At 72.1% G+C, this 17,766-nt stretch carries 22 protein-coding genes and 1 tRNA gene; 16 read left to right on the top strand and 7 right to left on the bottom strand.

Features of this window, described 5'->3' with window-relative positions; genetic code table 11:
- Positions 1 to 139 precede the first annotated feature (139 nt).
- The 14 genes from ACQPW6_RS18285 (at position 140) to ACQPW6_RS18220 (ending at position 11,448) form a co-directional block, all read left to right on the top strand.
- Positions 140 to 445, top strand: coding sequence for a hypothetical protein (locus ACQPW6_RS18285; protein ID WP_433890708.1), 306 nt, complete (start codon positions 140 to 142; stop codon positions 443 to 445).
- Positions 442 to 744, top strand: coding sequence for a DUF6303 family protein (locus ACQPW6_RS18280; protein ID WP_433890707.1), 303 nt, complete (start codon positions 442 to 444; stop codon positions 742 to 744). The genes ACQPW6_RS18285 and ACQPW6_RS18280 overlap by 4 nt, the downstream gene beginning before the upstream one ends.
- Before the next feature lie 14 nt (positions 745 to 758).
- A complete protein-coding gene (locus ACQPW6_RS18275; RefSeq protein ID WP_433890706.1) occupies positions 759 to 1,640 on the top strand; it encodes a protein spdB in 882 nt (293 codons plus the stop codon).
- 15 nt (positions 1,641 to 1,655) lie between these two features.
- A complete protein-coding gene (locus tag ACQPW6_RS18270; RefSeq protein ID WP_433890705.1) occupies positions 1,656 to 2,039 on the top strand; it encodes a hypothetical protein in 384 nt (127 codons plus the stop codon).
- A gap of 155 nt (positions 2,040 to 2,194) precedes the next feature.
- Positions 2,195 to 2,392 (top strand): DUF6257 family protein, encoded by a 198-nt coding sequence (locus tag ACQPW6_RS18265; protein WP_433890704.1) that lies wholly within the window; start codon positions 2,195 to 2,197, stop codon positions 2,390 to 2,392.
- An 87-nt stretch (positions 2,393 to 2,479) separates the two neighbouring features.
- On the top strand, positions 2,480 to 4,684 hold the full coding sequence (locus tag ACQPW6_RS18260) for a cell division protein FtsK (RefSeq protein ID WP_433890703.1): 2,205 nt from the start codon (positions 2,480 to 2,482) through the stop codon (positions 4,682 to 4,684).
- Positions 4,685 to 4,907: 223 nt separating this feature from the next.
- Positions 4,908 to 5,255 carry an RRQRL motif-containing zinc-binding protein gene (locus ACQPW6_RS18255; protein ID WP_433890702.1) on the top strand — a complete coding sequence of 116 codons (348 nt, stop codon included), beginning with the start codon at positions 4,908 to 4,910 and terminating at the stop codon, positions 5,253 to 5,255.
- Positions 5,252 to 5,917 carry a hypothetical protein gene (locus ACQPW6_RS18250; RefSeq protein WP_433890701.1) on the top strand — a complete coding sequence of 222 codons (666 nt, stop codon included), beginning with the start codon at positions 5,252 to 5,254 and terminating at the stop codon, positions 5,915 to 5,917. Before ACQPW6_RS18255 ends, ACQPW6_RS18250 begins: the two co-directional genes overlap by 4 nt.
- Before the next feature lie 86 nt (positions 5,918 to 6,003).
- On the top strand, positions 6,004 to 7,191 hold the full coding sequence (locus ACQPW6_RS18245; protein WP_433890700.1) for a DNA cytosine methyltransferase: 1,188 nt from the start codon (positions 6,004 to 6,006) through the stop codon (positions 7,189 to 7,191).
- Entirely contained in the window at positions 7,188 to 8,081 is an 894-nt protein-coding gene (locus tag ACQPW6_RS18240; protein WP_433890699.1) for a bifunctional DNA primase/polymerase, read from the top strand. The genes ACQPW6_RS18245 and ACQPW6_RS18240 overlap by 4 nt, the downstream gene beginning before the upstream one ends.
- Complete coding sequence (locus ACQPW6_RS18235) at positions 8,078 to 8,440, top strand: hypothetical protein (protein ID WP_433890698.1); 363 nt, start codon at positions 8,078 to 8,080, stop codon at positions 8,438 to 8,440. Before ACQPW6_RS18240 ends, ACQPW6_RS18235 begins: the two co-directional genes overlap by 4 nt.
- On the top strand, positions 8,437 to 9,597 hold the full coding sequence (locus tag ACQPW6_RS18230; RefSeq protein WP_433890697.1) for a DUF3631 domain-containing protein: 1,161 nt from the start codon (positions 8,437 to 8,439) through the stop codon (positions 9,595 to 9,597). The genes ACQPW6_RS18235 and ACQPW6_RS18230 overlap by 4 nt, the downstream gene beginning before the upstream one ends.
- Positions 9,598 to 9,843: 246 nt before the next feature.
- Positions 9,844 to 10,080 (top strand): helix-turn-helix domain-containing protein, encoded by a 237-nt coding sequence (locus ACQPW6_RS18225; RefSeq protein ID WP_433890696.1) that lies wholly within the window; start codon positions 9,844 to 9,846, stop codon positions 10,078 to 10,080.
- An 84-nt stretch (positions 10,081 to 10,164) separates the two neighbouring features.
- Entirely contained in the window at positions 10,165 to 11,448 is a 1,284-nt protein-coding gene (locus ACQPW6_RS18220; protein WP_433890695.1) for a tyrosine-type recombinase/integrase, read from the top strand.
- Positions 11,449 to 11,523: 75 nt separating this feature from the next.
- Here the strand turns inward: ACQPW6_RS18220 and ACQPW6_RS18215 are convergent.
- From ACQPW6_RS18215 to ACQPW6_RS18200, 4 genes are all read right to left on the bottom strand, one after another.
- Positions 11,524 to 11,610 (bottom strand) — tRNA-Ser (locus ACQPW6_RS18215).
- A gap of 68 nt (positions 11,611 to 11,678) precedes the next feature.
- Positions 11,679 to 12,113: a nucleoside deaminase gene (locus ACQPW6_RS18210; protein WP_433890694.1), complete on the bottom strand. Its 435-nt coding sequence runs from the start codon at positions 12,111 to 12,113 to the stop codon at positions 11,679 to 11,681.
- A gap of 59 nt (positions 12,114 to 12,172) precedes the next feature.
- Positions 12,173 to 12,712: a hypothetical protein gene (locus tag ACQPW6_RS18205; RefSeq protein ID WP_433890693.1), complete on the bottom strand. Its 540-nt coding sequence runs from the start codon at positions 12,710 to 12,712 to the stop codon at positions 12,173 to 12,175.
- A 270-nt stretch (positions 12,713 to 12,982) separates the two neighbouring features.
- Positions 12,983 to 13,234, bottom strand: coding sequence for a hypothetical protein (locus tag ACQPW6_RS18200; RefSeq protein WP_433890692.1), 252 nt, complete (start codon positions 13,232 to 13,234; stop codon positions 12,983 to 12,985).
- A gap of 143 nt (positions 13,235 to 13,377) precedes the next feature.
- On the opposite strand from ACQPW6_RS18200, the gene upp reads away from it, so the two are divergent.
- Positions 13,378 to 14,013 (top strand): uracil phosphoribosyltransferase, encoded by a 636-nt coding sequence (gene upp / locus ACQPW6_RS18195; RefSeq protein WP_433890691.1) that lies wholly within the window; start codon positions 13,378 to 13,380, stop codon positions 14,011 to 14,013.
- 91 nt (positions 14,014 to 14,104) lie between these two features.
- On the opposite strand, the gene ACQPW6_RS18190 is transcribed toward upp, so the two are convergent.
- The 3 genes from ACQPW6_RS18190 to ACQPW6_RS18180 all read right to left on the bottom strand — a co-directional run bounded on the left by ACQPW6_RS18190 (position 14,105) and on the right by ACQPW6_RS18180 (position 16,693).
- On the bottom strand, positions 14,105 to 14,773 hold the full coding sequence (locus ACQPW6_RS18190; RefSeq protein ID WP_433890690.1) for a LytR C-terminal domain-containing protein: 669 nt from the start codon (positions 14,771 to 14,773) through the stop codon (positions 14,105 to 14,107).
- Positions 14,774 to 14,794: 21 nt separating this feature from the next.
- Positions 14,795 to 15,091 (bottom strand): type II toxin-antitoxin system VapB family antitoxin, encoded by a 297-nt coding sequence (locus ACQPW6_RS18185; protein WP_093712089.1) that lies wholly within the window; start codon positions 15,089 to 15,091, stop codon positions 14,795 to 14,797.
- A gap of 180 nt (positions 15,092 to 15,271) precedes the next feature.
- On the bottom strand, positions 15,272 to 16,693 hold the full coding sequence (locus ACQPW6_RS18180) for an MFS transporter (RefSeq protein ID WP_433890689.1): 1,422 nt from the start codon (positions 16,691 to 16,693) through the stop codon (positions 15,272 to 15,274).
- 122 nt (positions 16,694 to 16,815) lie between these two features.
- On the opposite strand from ACQPW6_RS18180, the gene ACQPW6_RS18175 reads away from it, so the two are divergent.
- The gene (locus ACQPW6_RS18175; RefSeq protein WP_433890688.1) at positions 16,816 to 17,727 is read left to right on the top strand and encodes a LysR family transcriptional regulator; all 912 of its coding nucleotides are present in this window, start codon (positions 16,816 to 16,818) and stop codon (positions 17,725 to 17,727) included.
- Positions 17,728 to 17,766 lie beyond the last annotated feature (39 nt).

The raw sequence follows: 17,766 nt of genomic DNA, 5'->3' as shown, positions 1-17,766 counted from the left end.
GCCCCGGACCCGGCATGACGCCGCGGGATCGAATCCCGCCCGGGGCACTCTCACCGCCCATCCAGGCCCGGGACGGCCGCACATCCGCCAAAGACACCGGCCGGCCCGGTCCCCCTTCACTCCGTTCGGAGACTTCCCCATGCGTGATTTCATCGGGCCGCACACGGCCCTGACCACTGACGACTTCCTCGAACTCGCCCTGGGCACGCCGCTGGCGCTGTGGTTGGGCGAGGACGGCGAGACGCCCGACGAGCGCGCCGCCCGTGAGGCCGCGGGCCGCGACATCCTCGCCGACGACCCCGGCCTGTTCGACCGCACCACCGCGCTCGCCGCGGACACGATCGGCCGCACGATGCCGGAGCTTCTGCACCTGGCCCCCGCCGGCCGCCCGGCCCTGACCGGCCGCCGGCGGAACCAGACCCGCGGGAAGGGGTGGGCGGCATGAGCACCACCGTGCGCGCGCTGATGTCGAAGCACCCTGACGGCCGGTGGCACCTGTTCGTGCCGCTGACCGGTGTTCCGCTGTCGCAGCATCCGGAGCTGGCATGGGCGGCCGGTGCGCCGGTCCCGACGCCGGCCCTGCGCCGTGACGCCCTGGCCGATCTCGGCTACCAGGCCGCGCCCGGGGCGGAGTGGGAGTGGTTCGAGGCGTCCCCGGACCCCGACGACGCCGACACCACCGTTGTCGAGTTGATCGCGTCCCTGGACGTGCGGCCCGCCGGTCTGGATGGCGGTGCGGCATGAACCGGCGCACGCGCATGACACGGACTCTGCTCACTGTGGCGCCGGCCGTTGCGATGACGGCCGTGTCGATGGTGCTGACGCTGGCGGTTGTGGTGATGTGGCTGGGCACGGCGATGCCGTGGCCGGTCGCGCTGGTCGTCGGGCTCGGGCTGGACGGCGGTTGGCTGGCCACCCTGGCCTACGAACGGCGCCTGGCCGCGCAGGGCGACCACTCCCGGCCGGTGACCGCGGTCGGCTGGTGCTTCGGCACCGCCGCAACGGGCGTTCTGGTCGCCCACGCGATGCTCGCCGGCGGCTCGGCCGGGGCGTGGCTGGCGGTGGCCTGGCTGCCGCTGGCCGCGAAGGCGTTGTGGCTGGTGCACGGGCTGTGGGAGCGCACTGCGCTCACCCCGGCCGCGCTGGACGCCATCGCAGGTATCCAGCAGGAAGCGCGCGATCAGGCCGCCGTGGCACGGGCCCGGCTCCATGCGGACTCCACCACCGAGGAGACCCGGCTGACCGCCGTGACGGCCGCCGGCGCCCGGGTCGCCCGGGTTCAGGCGCACACCGCCGCGACGCTGTCGGACGCCTGGTCCACGCTGGAGAAGGCCCGCGCCGGTGAGGACACCTCACGTGCTCTGGCCAGCATGACGACCGGTGGCACTGCCGTCACGGCACGGTGGGAGCTGCCGGTGTGGGGCCCGGTCGAACCGGTCCCGGGTCCGGCCGCGCTGGATGCCCCGGCGCTCAGTGACGCCGAACTCGGTCAGATCGTGGCCGCGCTGCTGGCCTCCCAGACGCCTCCGCCGTCCTACCGGGAGCTGGCCGCCCGGTTCCGGGCCGCCGGGCACAGTGCCTCCGAGGTCCGGCTTCGGGCCGCGTGGAAGCGCTGCACCGCCGACACCGTCACCGGCTGACCGGGGCGAGTTGGCATGCGCGCGTTCCCTCTCGCCGTCCTCATCCTGGCCGCACTCCTCATCCGAAAGGCCCTGGTCACCATGACCGACCTCGCCAAAGCGACCGCGGATGCGGTCGAAGCCGCCCGGCAGGGCGAACAGTTCGCCGTCATCCTCGCCGCAGTCCAGGCCGCGCAGGTCATCCAGGCCCAGCAGCCCGCCGCGCCGCCCCCGCCGCCGGTCGCGGTCCATCCCTCTGGCACGGCCGGCAAGTGGCTCGCGGTCGCCGTCGGCGGCTCCATGCTCATGATCACCGTGGCGTTCGCCGCGGTCGCCCTGGCCATCGCGTCGGCGTCCGTCGCGCTGGTCGCGCTGGTCGTCTACGGCATCTACCGCGACATCCGCCGGGCCGGCAAGTGAGGCCCGAGTGCGCGCAGTGCGTGGCGCACGCCCGGCTGCACCGCGGCAATTGGTTCGGGTTCGGGCGCGGCAACGCCCCGTGCCCGCCCTGCCAGGACCACGCCCGCAACGGCTGCCCCGGCATCAACCGCAAGACCGGCCGTTGAGGAGAACCGATGATCCGTACCCACCCCAACGACCCGCCGCTGACCAGCGCCGAAGCGGCCAGGGTCGCCTGGTACATCGGCCGTATGGCCAAACGCGCCATCGCCGGTGAGGACGTCTATCAGGCCGACTTGCAGGCCAAGGTTGACCGCATCCTGGACGGCGCCCGCAAGCGCGCCGTCAGGGAGGCCGCCGCGGCCCGCACGTAGCTCCGCCCCGGGCCGGCCGCACATCCGCCAAGACACCGGCCGGCCCAGGCCCCTGAACTCCCCATGCAGGAAGCAGGAGACCCCAGCATGACCGAGATCATTCACCTTGACGAACGGCGGGCCCGCACCCGCGGCCCAATACCCGACCTCACCGAACATGACACCCCGCCGGCCACCGGCACCGCCACCGACGCCCCGCGCACCGTGCTGGAAGGCGTTGTTCTTCCCCCCGACGACACCGCGGGCAAGTCCGCTGCCGGCCGGGCGGCGGTGCGTCACGTGGTGCGCCTGCGCCGTGCCGCAAGTGTGACGGCGCACGTCATCACCCATGACCGGACCAGGACCGGTGTGCGGCTGGCCGTGCGGCACACCGCCTACATGGTCGGCGGTGCCCGCATCATCGCGAAGCGGACCTGGGACGGGCGCACGGTGGCCCGGCACGAGCGGATGATGCGTTCGGCTGAGGTGGCCGGTCAGCATGAGGTGGCGATGGAGTGGGAGCAGCGCGCGGCGCTGTTCCGGCAGCAGCGCCACCAGCGCCGTATGGACCTGCTGACGTCCGGGCCGCGGCTGGTGAAGTCCGCGACCGTTGCCACCCTGGGTGCGACCGGTGGCCTGCTGGCACTCGGCACCGTCCTGGCCATCGCCGAACGCGACCCCGCGATGGTCATCGGCCCGGTGATGTTCACCGTGGACATGATCCGCTGGGCGGTGCTCATCGTGTCCGTGGTGTGGGGCCCGGCGCTGTTCCTCGCGCCGTGGCTGACCTTCCTCGGGTTGTGGAACACCGGCCGGCGCGGGCAGGCCGCCCCCCAGTGGGCCCTGCCCGCCGGTCAGCAGGACAAGCGGGACGTGGTCCCCGATGAGGGCGCGATCCTGGACGCGCTGCGCAACCTGGGCATTGCCCGGATGAACAAGGCGTTCAAGGACGGCTGGCAACCGCGCTGGGTCTCCCCCACCGTGCGGCTGGGCAACGGCTACCACACGCGGTTGCAGCTCCCGATGGGCGTGACCGTGGAGATGGTCAACACCGCCAAGAAGGTCCTGGCCCACAACCTGCTGCGCCTTCCGGTGGAGGTGTGGCCGACGGAACCGCGCGACCAGCCGGGCGTGATGGATCTGTGGGTAGCCGACCAGGGATCGCTGTCCGGGCAGGTTCCGCCGTGGCCGCTGCTGACCGAGGGGACCGCGGACTACTTCAAGGGCGTGCCCGTCGGGGTGTCCCAGCGGGGGGAGCCGGTGTTCGGCAAGCTCATGGCCGCCAACTACATGATCGGCGGGATCATGGGCACCGGAAAGTCGTCGCTGACCGTGGGTCTGCTGCTGGGGGCGATGCTCGATCCGCTGGTGGACATCGACGTCTACGTCATGGCCTACAACATCGACTACGACCCCATGCGCGAGCGCCTGCGCACGCTGGTCAAGGGCGATGAAGACGAGCAGGTCGAAGCGGCCCTGAAGGCGTTGCGGGACCTGCGTGACGAGGTCACCGAGCGGGGCAAGCTGCTGGCCGAGTTGGGCGGGGACGACCCGAAGCTGACCCGGGAACTGGCCCAACGCGACCCGCGGATGCGCCCCCGCGTCGTGGTGTTCGATGAGTGCCACGAGCTGTTCATGCACAAGAAGTACGGCGAGGAAGCCGCTGAGCTGGCCATCAAGGTGATGAAGAAGGCCCGCAAGCTCGGGATCACCCTGATCTGGGTCACCGTCTCGCCGACCGCGGACAGCATCCCGAAGGACGTCACCCGCAACACCTCCCACCGGGCCGCGTTCGCCGTCGGCGACCACGTCGCCAACGACGGACTGTTGGGCACCGGCAAGCACCGCGCCGGCATCACCGCCACCACCCTCAGCGCGTCCGAAGACGTCGGCACCACCCTGACCGTGGGCTTCACCAAGAACACCTTCGAGCTGCTGCGCACCTACTACGTCCGCAAAGACGCCGGCACCGACCAGGTGATCCCGGTCGTGCAGCGCGCTCTGGCGCTGCGCGAGGGTGTCACCCCATCGGCCACCGCAGTGCCGGCCGGTGAGGTGGCCGATCACCTCGCCGACATCAACACCGTGCTCGGCGAGCAGGAGCGGATGCGAACCCAGGAGGTCTTGCAGCGGTTGGCCGCGCACAACCTGCGCGAGTACGGCAGTTGGACGTTCCTGGACCTGCGCCGCGTCCTGGACCCGTTCGACGCGGTCCGCAAGTCCGACGGCCGCATGGTCGTGGACCGCGACCGCGTCCGCGAAGCCCTCGCCGACCGCGACACGGACGCCGACTCCTTCGCTGATGGTGACTGAGAGTTCAGGGAGGGGGTCAGGGAGGCAGGGAGAACTCCCTGACCCCCTCCCTGACCCCGCCTCCCTGAGCTGATCTGCGACAACTCCCCTACAGGGAGGCAGGGAGGCGCACTCCCGCGACCTGCGGAAACCCCGAAAGCACTGGTCTTCAAGGGTTCCCTCTGCCTCCCTCCCTGTACGCACAGTCACCAACACGGCCACCACCCGAGCGGAGGGAACCCCTGTGGCCGCACTCCCGATCTACCGCTACCGCCAGGCCCCGCACGGCCTCATGACCCGCACCCAACTCCGCGCCAAGGGCCTGAGCCACGCCCGCGCCGAAGTGGTCGGCGAACTGCGCTGGCGCTCCCGCAAAGCCCGCCACACCGGCGGCTGGCGCACCGCCAACCTCTACGACCCGACCACCGCCCGACCCATCCGACCCATGACCCCCGGCCGGTGGCGGGCCCACGCCGCGATGATGCGCGCCCGCCGCACCTGCCCGGACTGCCGGCGCGACGCCGGATACGTCATCCCCACCTCGCTCGGGGCCTGCTGGCCCTGCCACAACCGCAACGAGGAGACCCCATGACCGACACCACCATCCCCGCCGCGCAGGAAAGGCCCGTCCCGGAACGGCTGCTCGGCGTTCGGATCGCTGCCACCGACGGCGGCGGCGCACAGATGGACATCTACACCCGCACGCCCGACGGAACCTTCTACGACGGCGTTCTGACCCTGGAACCGCACGTGGCGGACATGCTGCGACAGGCCGTCGTCCGCGAGATCCCTGACCGCCCCCGACTGCCGGTCGCCGCGCAGGTTTTGCAGCAGCGTATGGAGGGGTGGTTCGTCCCGGTGGCTGCGGAGGCCATCTCCCGCTGCCCCGCGGCGCACTCCGATGACCCCACCCCGTGCGCCGGCCCGGTCGCCGTCACCGTGCTGGACGCCGACAACGCCGGCGCGGACGGGTGCGAGCACCACGCGGCCCGGCTGCTGGCCTCCCTGGACGGCGGCAGGGTCTACGCCGTGCCCGACGCCGCTGCCGGCGTGGCCCTGCGGGTGTTCACCGCCGCCGCCGACACCCGGCCCTTCCCCTGGATCACCGGCGACCCCGGCACCGACCCCGACGGACTCGTCACCGTCCAACTGGACTGCGACGACTGGCCCGAGCCCGAGTGCCGCACCCTGACCCGCCGCGAGCTGGCCGAACTCCTCACCGGTGGCCGCGTCACCGCCACCGAGATCTTCTGACCCCGCCCGGGACGACCGCGCCTCTCGCCAAAGTGTCGCGGCCGTCCCGGCACCAGCAATCCCGTCAAGGAACTGGAGACACCAGCATGACCCATCCCATCCATTCCGGGACCGCATCGGGCCCACCGCCCCGCGCGCTGGCGCTGTGCGCCGGCTACGGCGGTCTTGAGTGCGCTCTGTCCGCAGGGCTTGGCCTGGTCCCGGTGGCCTACGCCGACAACGACCCGTTCGCCGCGACGGTGTTCGCCGCCCACCACCCGAGCATCCCCAACCTCGGTGACATCACCACCGCCGACTGGCAGACCATCGCGGCCACGTTCGCACCGCAGGTGGTCGTGGCCGGGTTCCCGTGCCGCAACATCTCCAACGCAGGAAAGAGGGACGGTATCCATGGCCAGTGGTCGCGGATCTGGAAGAACGTCCATGCGGCTGTTCGCGTCATTCGACCGCGCTACGTCTTCCTGGAGAACGTGGCGGCGCTCCGCTCGCGGGGGCTGGACGTCGTCGCCGGCGACCTGGCCCAGGACGGGTATGACGCGCGGTGGACATGCCTACGAGCTGGTGACCCCGAAACCGGCGCCCCGCACGTCCGCGACCGCTGGTTCTGCCTCGCCCATCGCGCTGATGCCGACCCCGACGACCTCGGACGGCACTGGCGGACCCGGAACCTCCCCCAACCGCCGCGGCGGGATGAACCTGCGGACCCTGGTCACCAGGCTCCCCGACCCCGGGTCGGGCTCGACGACCGGGCCCTGACCCCGCCGGCGCTGCTGCCGACACCGGCGGCCCGGGACTGGAAGTCCGGTGCGTCGAACCTGATCGGCACCAACTCCCGGCCGCTGAACGAGGTGGTCGTCAACCTCCTGCCCACCCCCAAGGCCAGTGACGGGCCGCACGGCGGGCCCAATCAGCGTGACACCCACGGCCGGTACTACCTGCCCGGCCAAGCCGTCCGCCTGGACTCCCGGTGGATCGCCCACGACGGCACCGACTACCGCCCCGCCATCCACCGCTGGGAAACCGTCACCGGCCGCCCCGCACCCTGCCCCACCGAACCCGGCACCCGCGGCAACCGCCGCCTGTCACCACTGTTCGTGGAATGGATGATGGGCCTGCCCGCCGGCTGGGTCACCGACGTGCCCGACATCCCCCGCGCCCAGCAACTCAAAATCCTCGGCAACGGCGTCGTACCCCAACAGGCCCACCGCGCCTACGGCCTGCTGCTGGGAGCCGACCAGGCCACCACCGACCAGCGAACGGCGGTGGCGGCATGAACCACCACCTGCTCACCGCCGCCCTGGACGCCGCTCGACACGGCTGGCCCGTCATCCCGCTCCGTCCCGGGCGCAAGTACCCCGCCCTACACGGCGAAGACGACTGCCCCCGCACCGGCGACTGCACCGCCGGGCACCGCAAGTGGGAACAGCGCGCCACCACCGACCCCGACCGCATCCGCACCGCCTGGACCGTCGCCCCGTACAACATCGGGCTGGCCACCGGACCGGCCGGCCTGGTCGTCATCGACCTCGACATGCCCAAGACCAAGGGCAACGGCAGTACGGACACGCCTTCCGGCGTGACGACCTTTCGTGCGCTCTGCGAGCGCGCCGGACACGCCGTCCCCACCACCTACACCGTCCGGACCGCGGGCGGTGGACTGCATCTGTACTTCACCGCCCCGGCCGGTGCCCGGCTGTCCAACACCGCCTCAAGCTTGGGCCCGCTGATCGACACCCGCGCACACGGCGGCTATGTCGTGGCCGCCGGCAGCGTCGTCAACGGCCGTCCCTACGAACGGATCACCGCCCCCGTCGCGCCCCTGCCGGAATGGCTGTACGCCGATCTGACGGCCCGTCAGTCATCGCGGGCACTAACGGCCCCGGCCGTGCCACACAGGGGCGCAGGCTACGCGGCGGCCGTCTTCACGGCCGAAACTGCCGCCGTTGCCACCGCGAACGAGGGTGGTCGCAACACCGAACTGCTGCGCGCTGTGCGGGCGGTGGGCCGGTTCGTGGCATGGGGCGACCTTGACCGCGCCACCGTGGAAGCGGCTTTTCAGGCGGCGGGGGAGTCGGCGGGACTGCCGGCGTCCGAGTGCCGCGCCACGATCCGCAGCGCCCTGGACTGGTCCATTCGTACCGCCCGGGCCCGGGATGCGGCATGACCACCACCAGCACCCCCCGCCTGAAAAGCAACTCCCCCACCCCCGACCGCGCCCGGGCCGCCGAAACGCCCGACCCCACCACTGGCCGTAGCGCGCCGAAGGCCGCCGCCCGGCAGGGCGTCCCTTCCGCTGGTCTCCCTGACCCACGCCCGGCCGCCGAGCCCAGGGTGATCGGGTGGCTGCACATCGTGTGCCCGTCGGACTGGCGAGCCCCCGTCTCGGCCACCTCGCACTGCGACTGCGGACGCCACGTCACCGCCCGCACCCGTCCCGACGTGATCGCCCTGGTCACCGCCCACCACGACCACCGCGCCCACTGCCCGCTGCACACCGCACCCGAACGGAGGCAGGCAGCATGACCACCACCCGGGAAATCCCGGCCGAGACCGGCGCCGACCTGCTCAACGAGATCGAGCGGTTCCACCGCCGGTTCAACGTCTTCCCGCTGGAAGCCGCCTACGTCGCCGTCACACTCTGGGACGCGCACGCGCACCTGATCGAGTGCTTCGACTCCACCCCGCGCATCGCGTTCCTGTCCCCCGAACCGGGATCGGGCAAGTCCCGCGCGCTGGAGGTCATGGAGACGCTGGTCCCGCACCGCCTGATGGCCGCCAACGCCACCACCAACGCCGTGGTGCGGGCGGTGTCCGCACCCGAGGGCCGCCCCACGATTCTGTTTGACGAGGTGGACGCCATCTTCGGCCCTGCGGCCGGAGGCGACGAACAGCTCCGGGCGTTCATCAACGCCGGGCACCGCCGCGGCGCCGGCACCCTGCGGTGCGTCGGTGAGGGCAGCATCCAGACCCCGACGGAGTTCCCGTCGTTCTGCGCGGTGGCCATGGCCGGACTCGGCTCGCTGCCCGACACGATCCTGACCCGCGCCGTCATCGTCCGCATGCGGCGCCGCGCCCCCAACGAGAGCGTCGAACCCTGGCGGCTGCGCACCCACGAACGCGAGGGCCATGCCCTGCGCGACCGCCTCGCCCACTGGGCCGGTACGGTCCGCGAACAGGTCGCCGACACCATCCCCGCCATGCCCGAAGGCGTCACCGACCGCCCGGCGGACGTGTGGGAACCGCTGCTCGCCGTCGCCGACGCCGCCGGCGGGGCCTGGCCGGAGCGGGCCCGCGCCGCCTGCCTGGAACTGGTCACCGCCGCGAAGAAGGACGACAAAGCCAGCATCGGCATCCGGCTGCTGACCGACCTGCGCGACAACGTGTTCTGCGGGGCGCACCGCATGCCCACCGCGCACATCCTGGCCACCCTCAACGGCATGGACGACGCACCGTGGGCCGACATCGGCGGCAAGCCGCTGGACGCCCGCACCCTGGCCAGGCGCCTGGCGGAGTACGTCACCACGGACAACGAGCCGGTCAAAGCCCGCAACATCAAGACCGGCGACGGCGTCGCCAAGGGCTACTACGCCGCCGACCTCGCCGACGCCTGGAACCGGTACTGCCCCCCGCCCCCGGAAAATCCGCTACCTCCGCTACCGGGCCTGGAAAACACCGCCTGACCTGCGGGAACGAGGTAGCGGCAAACCATGCCGCATCCGCTACCCGTCCGCTACCGCAAGCCCGCTGCCGCTACCGGCGCCCGCCCCCGCCGGTAGCGGCACATCCGCTACCCGCTACCCCATCCGCTACCACGAACATGCCCCTGACCAGGGCGGTAGCGGAGGTAGCGGAGGTAGCGGACCTGACAGGAAGGGGGCCGCCGCCACCCTTCCCGACGCGCATCGCATTCGCGTGAAGGAGTCGCAGTGACTACCGCCGTCATCACCGAGTTCGTCAGCGACACCACCACCGCCGGACCTGAAGTCGTCCTTCTCACCGTTGAAGAAGCCGCCCGCCGCCTGCGGATCGGGCGAACCACCTGCTTCAAGCTCATCCGAACCGGGGCCCTGGAATCCGTGCCCATCGGCCACCTGCGACGGGTACCTGCCGCTGCCGTTCCCGAGTTCGTTGAGCGCCTGCGCGCAGAACAGCGCGCCGCCTGATCACCCTGCCCGAAGTGGTGGCATCCCGTACCGGGGTGCCACCACTCCGGGTTTTCCGTTCGTCCACAACCACGGAGTGAACCTGTGGAAAAAGAACCGAAGAAGACCCGTAGGCCCAATGGCGCGTCCACCATCTATTTGGGCAGCGACGGCAAATGGCACGGACGCGTCACGGTCGGCGTCAAGGATGACGGTTCGCCGGACCGGCGACACGTGGAGCGAAAGACCGAAGCGCAAGTCATCAAGGCCGTGCGGGAACTGGAGAAACAGCGCGACACCGGCGCCGTCCCTAAGGCGGGCAAGCCGTGGACCGTCAAGGCGTGGCTGACGCACTGGATGGAGAACATCACGGCACCCCCGGTGATCCGGGAATCCTCGTACTCCGCCTATCACTCAGCCGTGTACGTCCACCTGATTCCGGGGATCGGCAAACACCGGCTCGACAAGTTGGAGCCGGAGCACCTGGAACGGCTCTACGCGAAGATGCAGCGCGCCGGCAGCAAACCCGCCACCGCTCACCAGGCCCACCGCACGATCCGGGTTGCTCTCAATGAGGCCATGCGCCGCGGGCACGTCGTGCGCAACGTGGCGACGCTCGCCAAGCCACCGCGCATCACCGAAGAGGAGGTAGACCCCTACTCGGTCAAGGAAGTACAGCGGCTCTTGGAGGAAGCCGCGAAGAGCCGGAACAGCACCCGTTGGGCCATCGCGTTGGCCCTCGGACTCCGGCAGGGCGAATGTCTCGGAATGCGGTGGCGGGACGTCGATTTCGACGCCGGCGCGATCCGCGTGCGTCGCAACCGGCTTCGGCCGAAGTACAAGCATGGCTGTCAGAAGCCGTGCGGCCGGAAGCATGCCGGGTACTGCCCGCAGCGGCTTCGCAAGAACGAGGACACCGCCGAGACCAAGTCGCGGGCCGGTAAGCGGATCATCGGCTTGCCCGACGAACTCGCCGATCTGCTTAAGCTGCACCGGGATGCGCAGGGCCGCGAACGGGTCGCGGCTGGCGGGGACTGGACGGCGGGGGACTGGGTGTTCGCCACCGAGACCGGTGAGCCGCTGAACCCACGGTCGGACTACGACGAATGGAAGCGGCTGCTCACCGGCGCCGGAGTGCGGGACGGGCGACTGCACGATGCTCGGCACACCGCGTCCACCGTCCTGTTGATCCTCGGTGTGCCCGAGCGGACCGTGATGTCCATCATGGGCTGGTCGTCCACCGCGATGGCCGCGCGCTACCAGCACGTGACCGACTCGATCCGTCAGGACGTCGCCAAGCGCGTCGGGGGACTGCTCTGGACCCGTGCGGCGGAGGGTGGTGGAAACGTCCCGCAGGAGCCGTCTGGGGGCCCCACAAGCGGCAAGTGAGACGGGAACTGAGACGGAAACAGGTCCGGGCTGACTGCTAAGTTCGCAGTCAGCCCGGATCCGTGCTGCTCAGAGCGGTAGCGGTGGGATTTGAACCCACGGTGGAGTTGCCCCCACACACGCTTTCGAGGCGTGCTCCTTAGGCCACTCGGACACGCTACCGAGACAGATCCTAGCCCACGGTGGGCGTCGGCCCGAAATCGGTTGTTCCGGCGGTCAGAGGTGAGGGGTCAGCGGGGGGCGGTGCGGAAGAAGTGGGTGAGGAGGTCGGCGGCGGGGGACGGGAGGACGCCGGCGATCACCTCGGGGCGGTGGTTGAGGCGGCGGTCGCGGACCACGTCCCACAGCGAGCCCGCCGCGCCCGCCTTGGGGTCGGCGGCGGCGTAGACCACGCGGTCGAGCCGGGAGAGCACGATCGCGCCCGCGCACATCGTGCACGGCTCCAGGGTGACCGCCAGCGTGCAGCCGGTCAGCCGCCACTGGCCGACGGCCTCGGCGGCCCGCCGGATGGCCAGCACCTCCGCGTGCGCGGTGGGGTCGCCGGTGGCCTCCCGCTCGTTGCGGGCCCTGGAGAGCACCGCGCCGTCCGGGCCGAGCACGACCGCGCCCACCGGGACGTCACCGGTGAGCGGGGCGTGCTCCGCCTCGGCCAGGGCGAGCCGCATGGCGGGCGCCCAGGGGTCGCGGACGGGGTCCCCGTGGCGGGGCGGTGGGTCGGATGGCGTCAGCGGACCGCCTCCAGTACATCCGCGCAGCCCAGCGCGTCGGCGATCTCGCCGAGCGCCTCGCCGGTCAGTGCGCCGTCCCCGCTCAGTTCGAGCAGCTGCGCGGTGCTCATGCCGAGATCGCCGAGCAGCCCGGTGTCACCGAGCGGGCCGGCCGGCACGTGGTCTTCCGAGGGGCCCGCCACGGCGTCCTCGGCATCGTCGTTGTCGCCGTCCTCGGTGCCGTCGAGATCGACCAGGTCGTCAAGGTCTTCCGGGTCGCGTCCGAGCACCTCGTCGGTGAGCAGGATCTCCCCGTACGAGCTGCGGGCGGCTGCCGCCGCGTCGGACACATAGATTCTGGGGTCCTCCTCCCCATCGACCCGGATGACGCCGAACCAGGCGTCCTCCTGCTCGATGAAGACCAGAACCGTCTCCTCCTCGTCGCCGGCCGCGCGGGCCAGATCACTCAGATCGGCGAGGGTTTCCACATCGTCGAGATCAGGTTCGCTCGCGTGCCAACCGTCCTCGGTGCGCGCGAGCAGTGCGGCGAAGTACACCGTGACTCTCCCACTGGGTCTCAGGCCGTCCGGACCGGGTAAGGTCGCCTGGCATTTCATGATGACTGCTCATGATGGCTGATCGTGCGATGCCGCTCAGTGTCGCCCTGTGCGACGTCGTACGTGCTGGCCCCATGATGGCCTCATGATGACCCCACCCACTCGGCATCGTGGCAGAAACCGGGGCGTCGCGCGGGGTCTTCGGCACCCCGACGTGCCAGGTCTTGGTCACTTTTTGCCCTAGGGGCCGTTCGGCGCGGCGCGCGGCGGCTACCAGCGGAAGGTGCGCATCCGCATCTGCTGGCGCAACCGGGCGGTATGGGCGCGTCGCGGCTGGACCCGCTCGCGCAGCTCCTTCGCCTCGTTCAGCTCGCGCAGGAAGAGGGCGCGCTTGCGGCGCCGCTCGGTGTCGCGGTCCGGTGTGTCGGTGCGGCCGGACGTGTCGGACGCGGCCGGCGGATGCGGGTCCGCGTCCCGGTCCGAGCCCTGCGACCTGCTGGGACGGCCGGACTTGGCAGGCATAAGGGCCACCATCCCTGTGATCGGGTCACCCGGGTGCCCGCCGGGTGTATACAGCCCAGTTTCCCTCGTACGGGCGGTTTACCCCACCGGAGCCACAAGAGGTGCGGGTTCTGCGGCGGGACGGCCGCGGATACAGTCAGGCCATGCGTCTCCACGTCATCGACCACCCGCTGGTCGCGCACAAGCTCACGATCCTGCGCGACGAGCGCACCGACTCGCCGACCTTCCGCCGGCTCGCCGACGAACTGGTCACCCTGCTCGCCTACGAGGCCACCAGGGACGTGCGGACCGAACAGGTCGACATCCGCACGCCGGTCGCGCCCACCACCGGCGTACGGCTGTCCCACCCGCGCCCGCTGGTGGTGCCGATCCTGCGCGCCGGGCTCGGCATGCTCGACGGCATGGTGCGGCTGCTGCCGACCGCCGAGGTCGGCTTCCTCGGCATGGTGCGCGACGAGGAGACGCTCGCGGCGCAGACGTACGCCACCCGGCTGCCGGACGACCTGTCCGGGCGGCAGGTGTACGTGGTCGACCCGATGCTCGCGACCGGGGGGACGCTGGTGGCGGCGATCAACCTGCTGATCGAGCGCGGTGCCGACGACGTGACCGCGCTGTGCCTGCTGGCGGCGCCCGAGGGGGTCGAGCTGATGGAGCGCGAGCTGGCGGGCAAGCCGGTCGCCGTCGTCACGGCGGCGGTGGACGAGCGCTTGAACGACCGCGGCTTCATCGTCCCCGGCCTGGGCGACGCGGGCGACCGTCTCTACGGCACGATCGCCTAGCCGGCGGGGCTCCCCCCGGCCCCGCGGCGGGCCCCGGCACCCTTCCCGCGCCCCGGTGGGGGCGGGGCGGCCGATGAACCGGGCCCGGGGGCTAGTGCTTGGTCGCCGGGTGCGCCGACGGGGAGCAGGAAGGCTTCGGGGGCGGTGGATTCGCCGCCACGATCCGCGCCTTCGCCGCGTCCGCGGGGGTCGCCAGCGTCGAGAACGCCGTGCCGATCATCACATCGACCATCTTGTCCCGCCGCTTCGGGTCGATCTTCACCGTCGAGCCCGCCACCTGCGTCCCCGCCTCGCGGGCCGCCGCCTCGCCGGCCGGGCCGGCCACGATCAGCGCGGACTGGCTGACCTTCTTGTCGTAGCCGGGCGGCGCGTTCCCGAACTTGTTCACCTTGAAGCCGCGCTTGGCCAGCTCGTCAGCCGTGGACTTGGCCAGGCCGCCGCGCGGAGTGGCGTTGAAGACGTTCATCGTGACGCCGGCCGGCTGCGGCATCGGCGCCAGTTTCGCGGTGTGCGTCGGCACCGGCGCGGGCGAACAGGTCGGATTCTGCGGGGCCGCGTTCGCCTTGGTGTCGCCCGAGTCCTTGCCGTTGAAGACATGGAAGAGCTGCAGCGCCCCCCAGCCGAAGAGGCCGAGGACGACGACCGAGGCGATCATGGCGGCCACGAAACGGCCGCGCCGTCTCGGCGGGCGCATCTTCGGATACGCGTTCCCGGTGACCCGGTACTTCCCGCCCATCCCGGAGGGGGTCAGCATGCTCATGAGCGCAGCGTAAGCGGATTGTCAGTCCATCTCCAGGACCCGGGCATGCAGCACCTGTCGCTGCTGGAGCGCGGCGCGCACCGCCCGGTGCAGGCCGTCCTCCAGATAGAGGTCGCCCTGCCATTTCACGACGTGCGCGAAGAGGTCGCCGTAGAAGGTCGAATCCTCCGCGAGAAGTGTCTCCAGGTCGAGCTGTCCCTTGGTGGTCACCAACTGGTCCAGCCGCACGGGACGGGGCGCGACGTCCGCCCACTCGCGCGTGCTGACCCGGCCGTGGTCCGGGTACGGCCGCCCGTTTCCGATGCGCTTGAAGATCACACGGAAAGCCTACCGGCCCGGGTTGTCCGGGCGCAGCCGAGGCGCGGGGATGCGCGGCTGGCAAATGCCGCACATCAGCCCAAAGGGGTGACCAGGTTCGAACTAACCCCAGCACGTTCCTCCAGCCCCGCCCTCCCCACCCCGGGCGCGTCGCCCGAACCCGTGCACCGGGGCGGCCGCTTACCCGGCGCTCCGCCTCGGGCGGGACAGGGCCGCCGCCGCGCAGATCGCCGTCGTCAGGAACAGCGCGCGGGCCATGCCGTGGTCGGCCCGGGTGGCCGCCGGGGGGAGGGTCAGGAAGGCGCCGAGGGCCGCCACGCCCAGCGTCGCACCCACCTGGCGTACCGCGTTGAGCAGGCCGCCGGCCGAACCCGCCGCTCCCGGCGGCGCGAGCGTGATCACCGCCGTCGTCAGGGCGGGCAGCGCCAGGGAGACGCCGAAGCCGGCCGCCGCCAGGCCCACCGCCAGCAGGGGGTAAGGGGCGGCCGACCAGACCGCGGCGCCCAGTACCGCGCCGGACACCGCGAGCAGGCACAGACCCGCGAGCACCGGGCCGCGCGGGCCGATCCTCGCCACGATCCGGCCCGTGAGCAGCGGGTTGAAGGCCGTCGGCAGCGTCATCGGGAGGAACGCCGTCCCGGCGAGCAGCGCGCTGTACCCCAGGTGCTGCTGGAACAGCAGCGGCAGTACGAAGAGCATCCCGCTCAACGTGAACCCGACCGCCGCCCCGGCCACCAGCATCGTGCCCATGCCGGGCGCCCGCAGCACCGCCCGGGGCAGCACGGGCGAGGGGCTGCGCCGTTCCCGTACCGCGAAGAGCGCCCCCGCCGCGAGCGTCCCGGCCGCCGACCAGCCCACGTGCGTCCAGCTGCGCGCGCCCAGCGCGATGAGCGCGTCCGTGCCCAGGGCGAGCGTCGCGCACGCCAGCAGCTGGGCCGGCCAGTCGATCCGCCGCTGCGTGGTCGGGCAGTGCACGGCGTTACCCGCGACCAGGGTGAGGGTGAGCGCGGCGAGCGGCACGTTGACGAGGAAGATCGCCCGCCAGCCCGCGAGGCCGACCAGCAGTCCCCCGGCGATCGGCCCGGTGGCCAGCGCCGCCCCGCTGACGGCCGCCCACACCGCGACCGCGCGGGCCCGCCGTACCGGGTCCGGGTACAGCCGGGTGATCATCGCCATGGAGCTGGGGACACAGGCGGCGGCCGCCGCGCCCAGCACCGCGCGCAGGACGACGAGCGTCCACAGGTCCGGCGCGCCCGCGCACAGCAGCGAGCCGAGCCCGAAGGCCGCGACCCCGCCCCGGAACAGCCGGTGCGCGCCGTAGCGGTCGGCCGCGGCCCCCGCGGACAGCAGCAGCGCGCCGAAGGCGACCGTGTAGCCGGTCACCGCCCACTGCAGGCCGGCCACGGAGCTGCCGAGCGAGTGCGCCAGGTCGGGTTCGGCGACCGACAGCACGGTCATGTCGAGCAGCACCATGAAGTAGCCGAGCGAGATGCCGAGCAGCGCGTACGGTTTCGGTGCGGCGCCGGGCGCGGGGGAACGCGCACCTGGTGCGGGCGTCACGGATGGAGCGGCGGCGGACGAGCCGCCGGGTATGCCGGGCATGAAGAACTCCGGTTCGCGTGTTCAGGGGGAAACGGCGTCCAGAGTGCGGCGCGCCACCGTGCCCGCTCCACCGGCCCGGCCGCACGCTGCGTTCGGCGAAACCGAAAGCGGGGGAGTGAGCGATGGAACCCATGGAGTTGCGGCAGCTGCGCACGTTCGAGGCCGTCGTCCGGCACGGCAGCGTCACCGACGCGGCCGTCTCGCTCGACCTCGCGCCGTCCTCCGTCTCGCAGGCCGTCCGCACCCTCGAACAGGCCCTCGGCGTCAGCCTCTTCGTCCGCGGCCCGCGCGGCATGCGCCCCACCGCGGCCGGCGAGCGGCTGCTGACCTGGGCGGGCCGGCTGCTGGAGCAGGCCGAGCTGGCCAGGCTCGACGTGCTCGCGGCGGACGCGGCCGGCCGCGAGGTGACCACCGTACGGCTCGGCGCGCTGGAGTCGATCGCCGCGGAGATCGTGCCCGCGATCGTCACCCGGCTGGCGGCCCGCCGCCCCGACCTGCGGGTGGAGGTGCGGGCCGAGGCGTCCCGTGCCGCGCTGCTCGCGTCGGTGCAGGCCGCGGAGCTGGACGCCGCGCTGGTCCTCGACAACGGCGCCGCGCTCGGCGGCCTCGGCTTCCCGGTGCCCGCCGAGCGCCCGCTCGACTTCCTCGACCTCGACCCGGTGCCGCTGGTGCTGGTCGCCGCCCCCGACCACCCGCGGGCCGGCGCCGGCCCGCTCACCCCGGCCGACTTCCGCGGCCAGCGGCTGCTGGTCAACGCGGCCTCGTCGTGCTCCTTCGCGCTCGCCGCCAACCAGATCTTCGACCCGGAGGTGGAACGGGTCCAGGCCGGCAGCGTGGCCGTCATGCGCGCCTGGGCCCGGCAGGGCATGGGGGTGGCGTTGCTGCCGGCCTTCGCGGTGGCCGCGGACCTGGCGGCCGGCACGCTCACGGCGCTGCGGCTGCCGCTGCCCACCCTGCACTTGCGGCTGACCTGGCCGCCGGCCCGCGCGTCGCTGCCCGCCACCCGCGCGCTGCTGTACGCGGCCGGGTCGTAGCCCTGTCCCCGGCTCCCCCGAGCCGGCTCCGCCACGGCG

The organism is Streptomyces sp. CA-111067, assembly GCF_050956065.1.
In the GTDB taxonomy this organism is placed as follows: domain Bacteria; phylum Actinomycetota; class Actinomycetes; order Streptomycetales; family Streptomycetaceae; genus Actinacidiphila.
The sequence above is the reverse complement of the archived record's forward strand: the minus strand, read 5'-3'. Positions and strand labels throughout refer to the sequence as shown.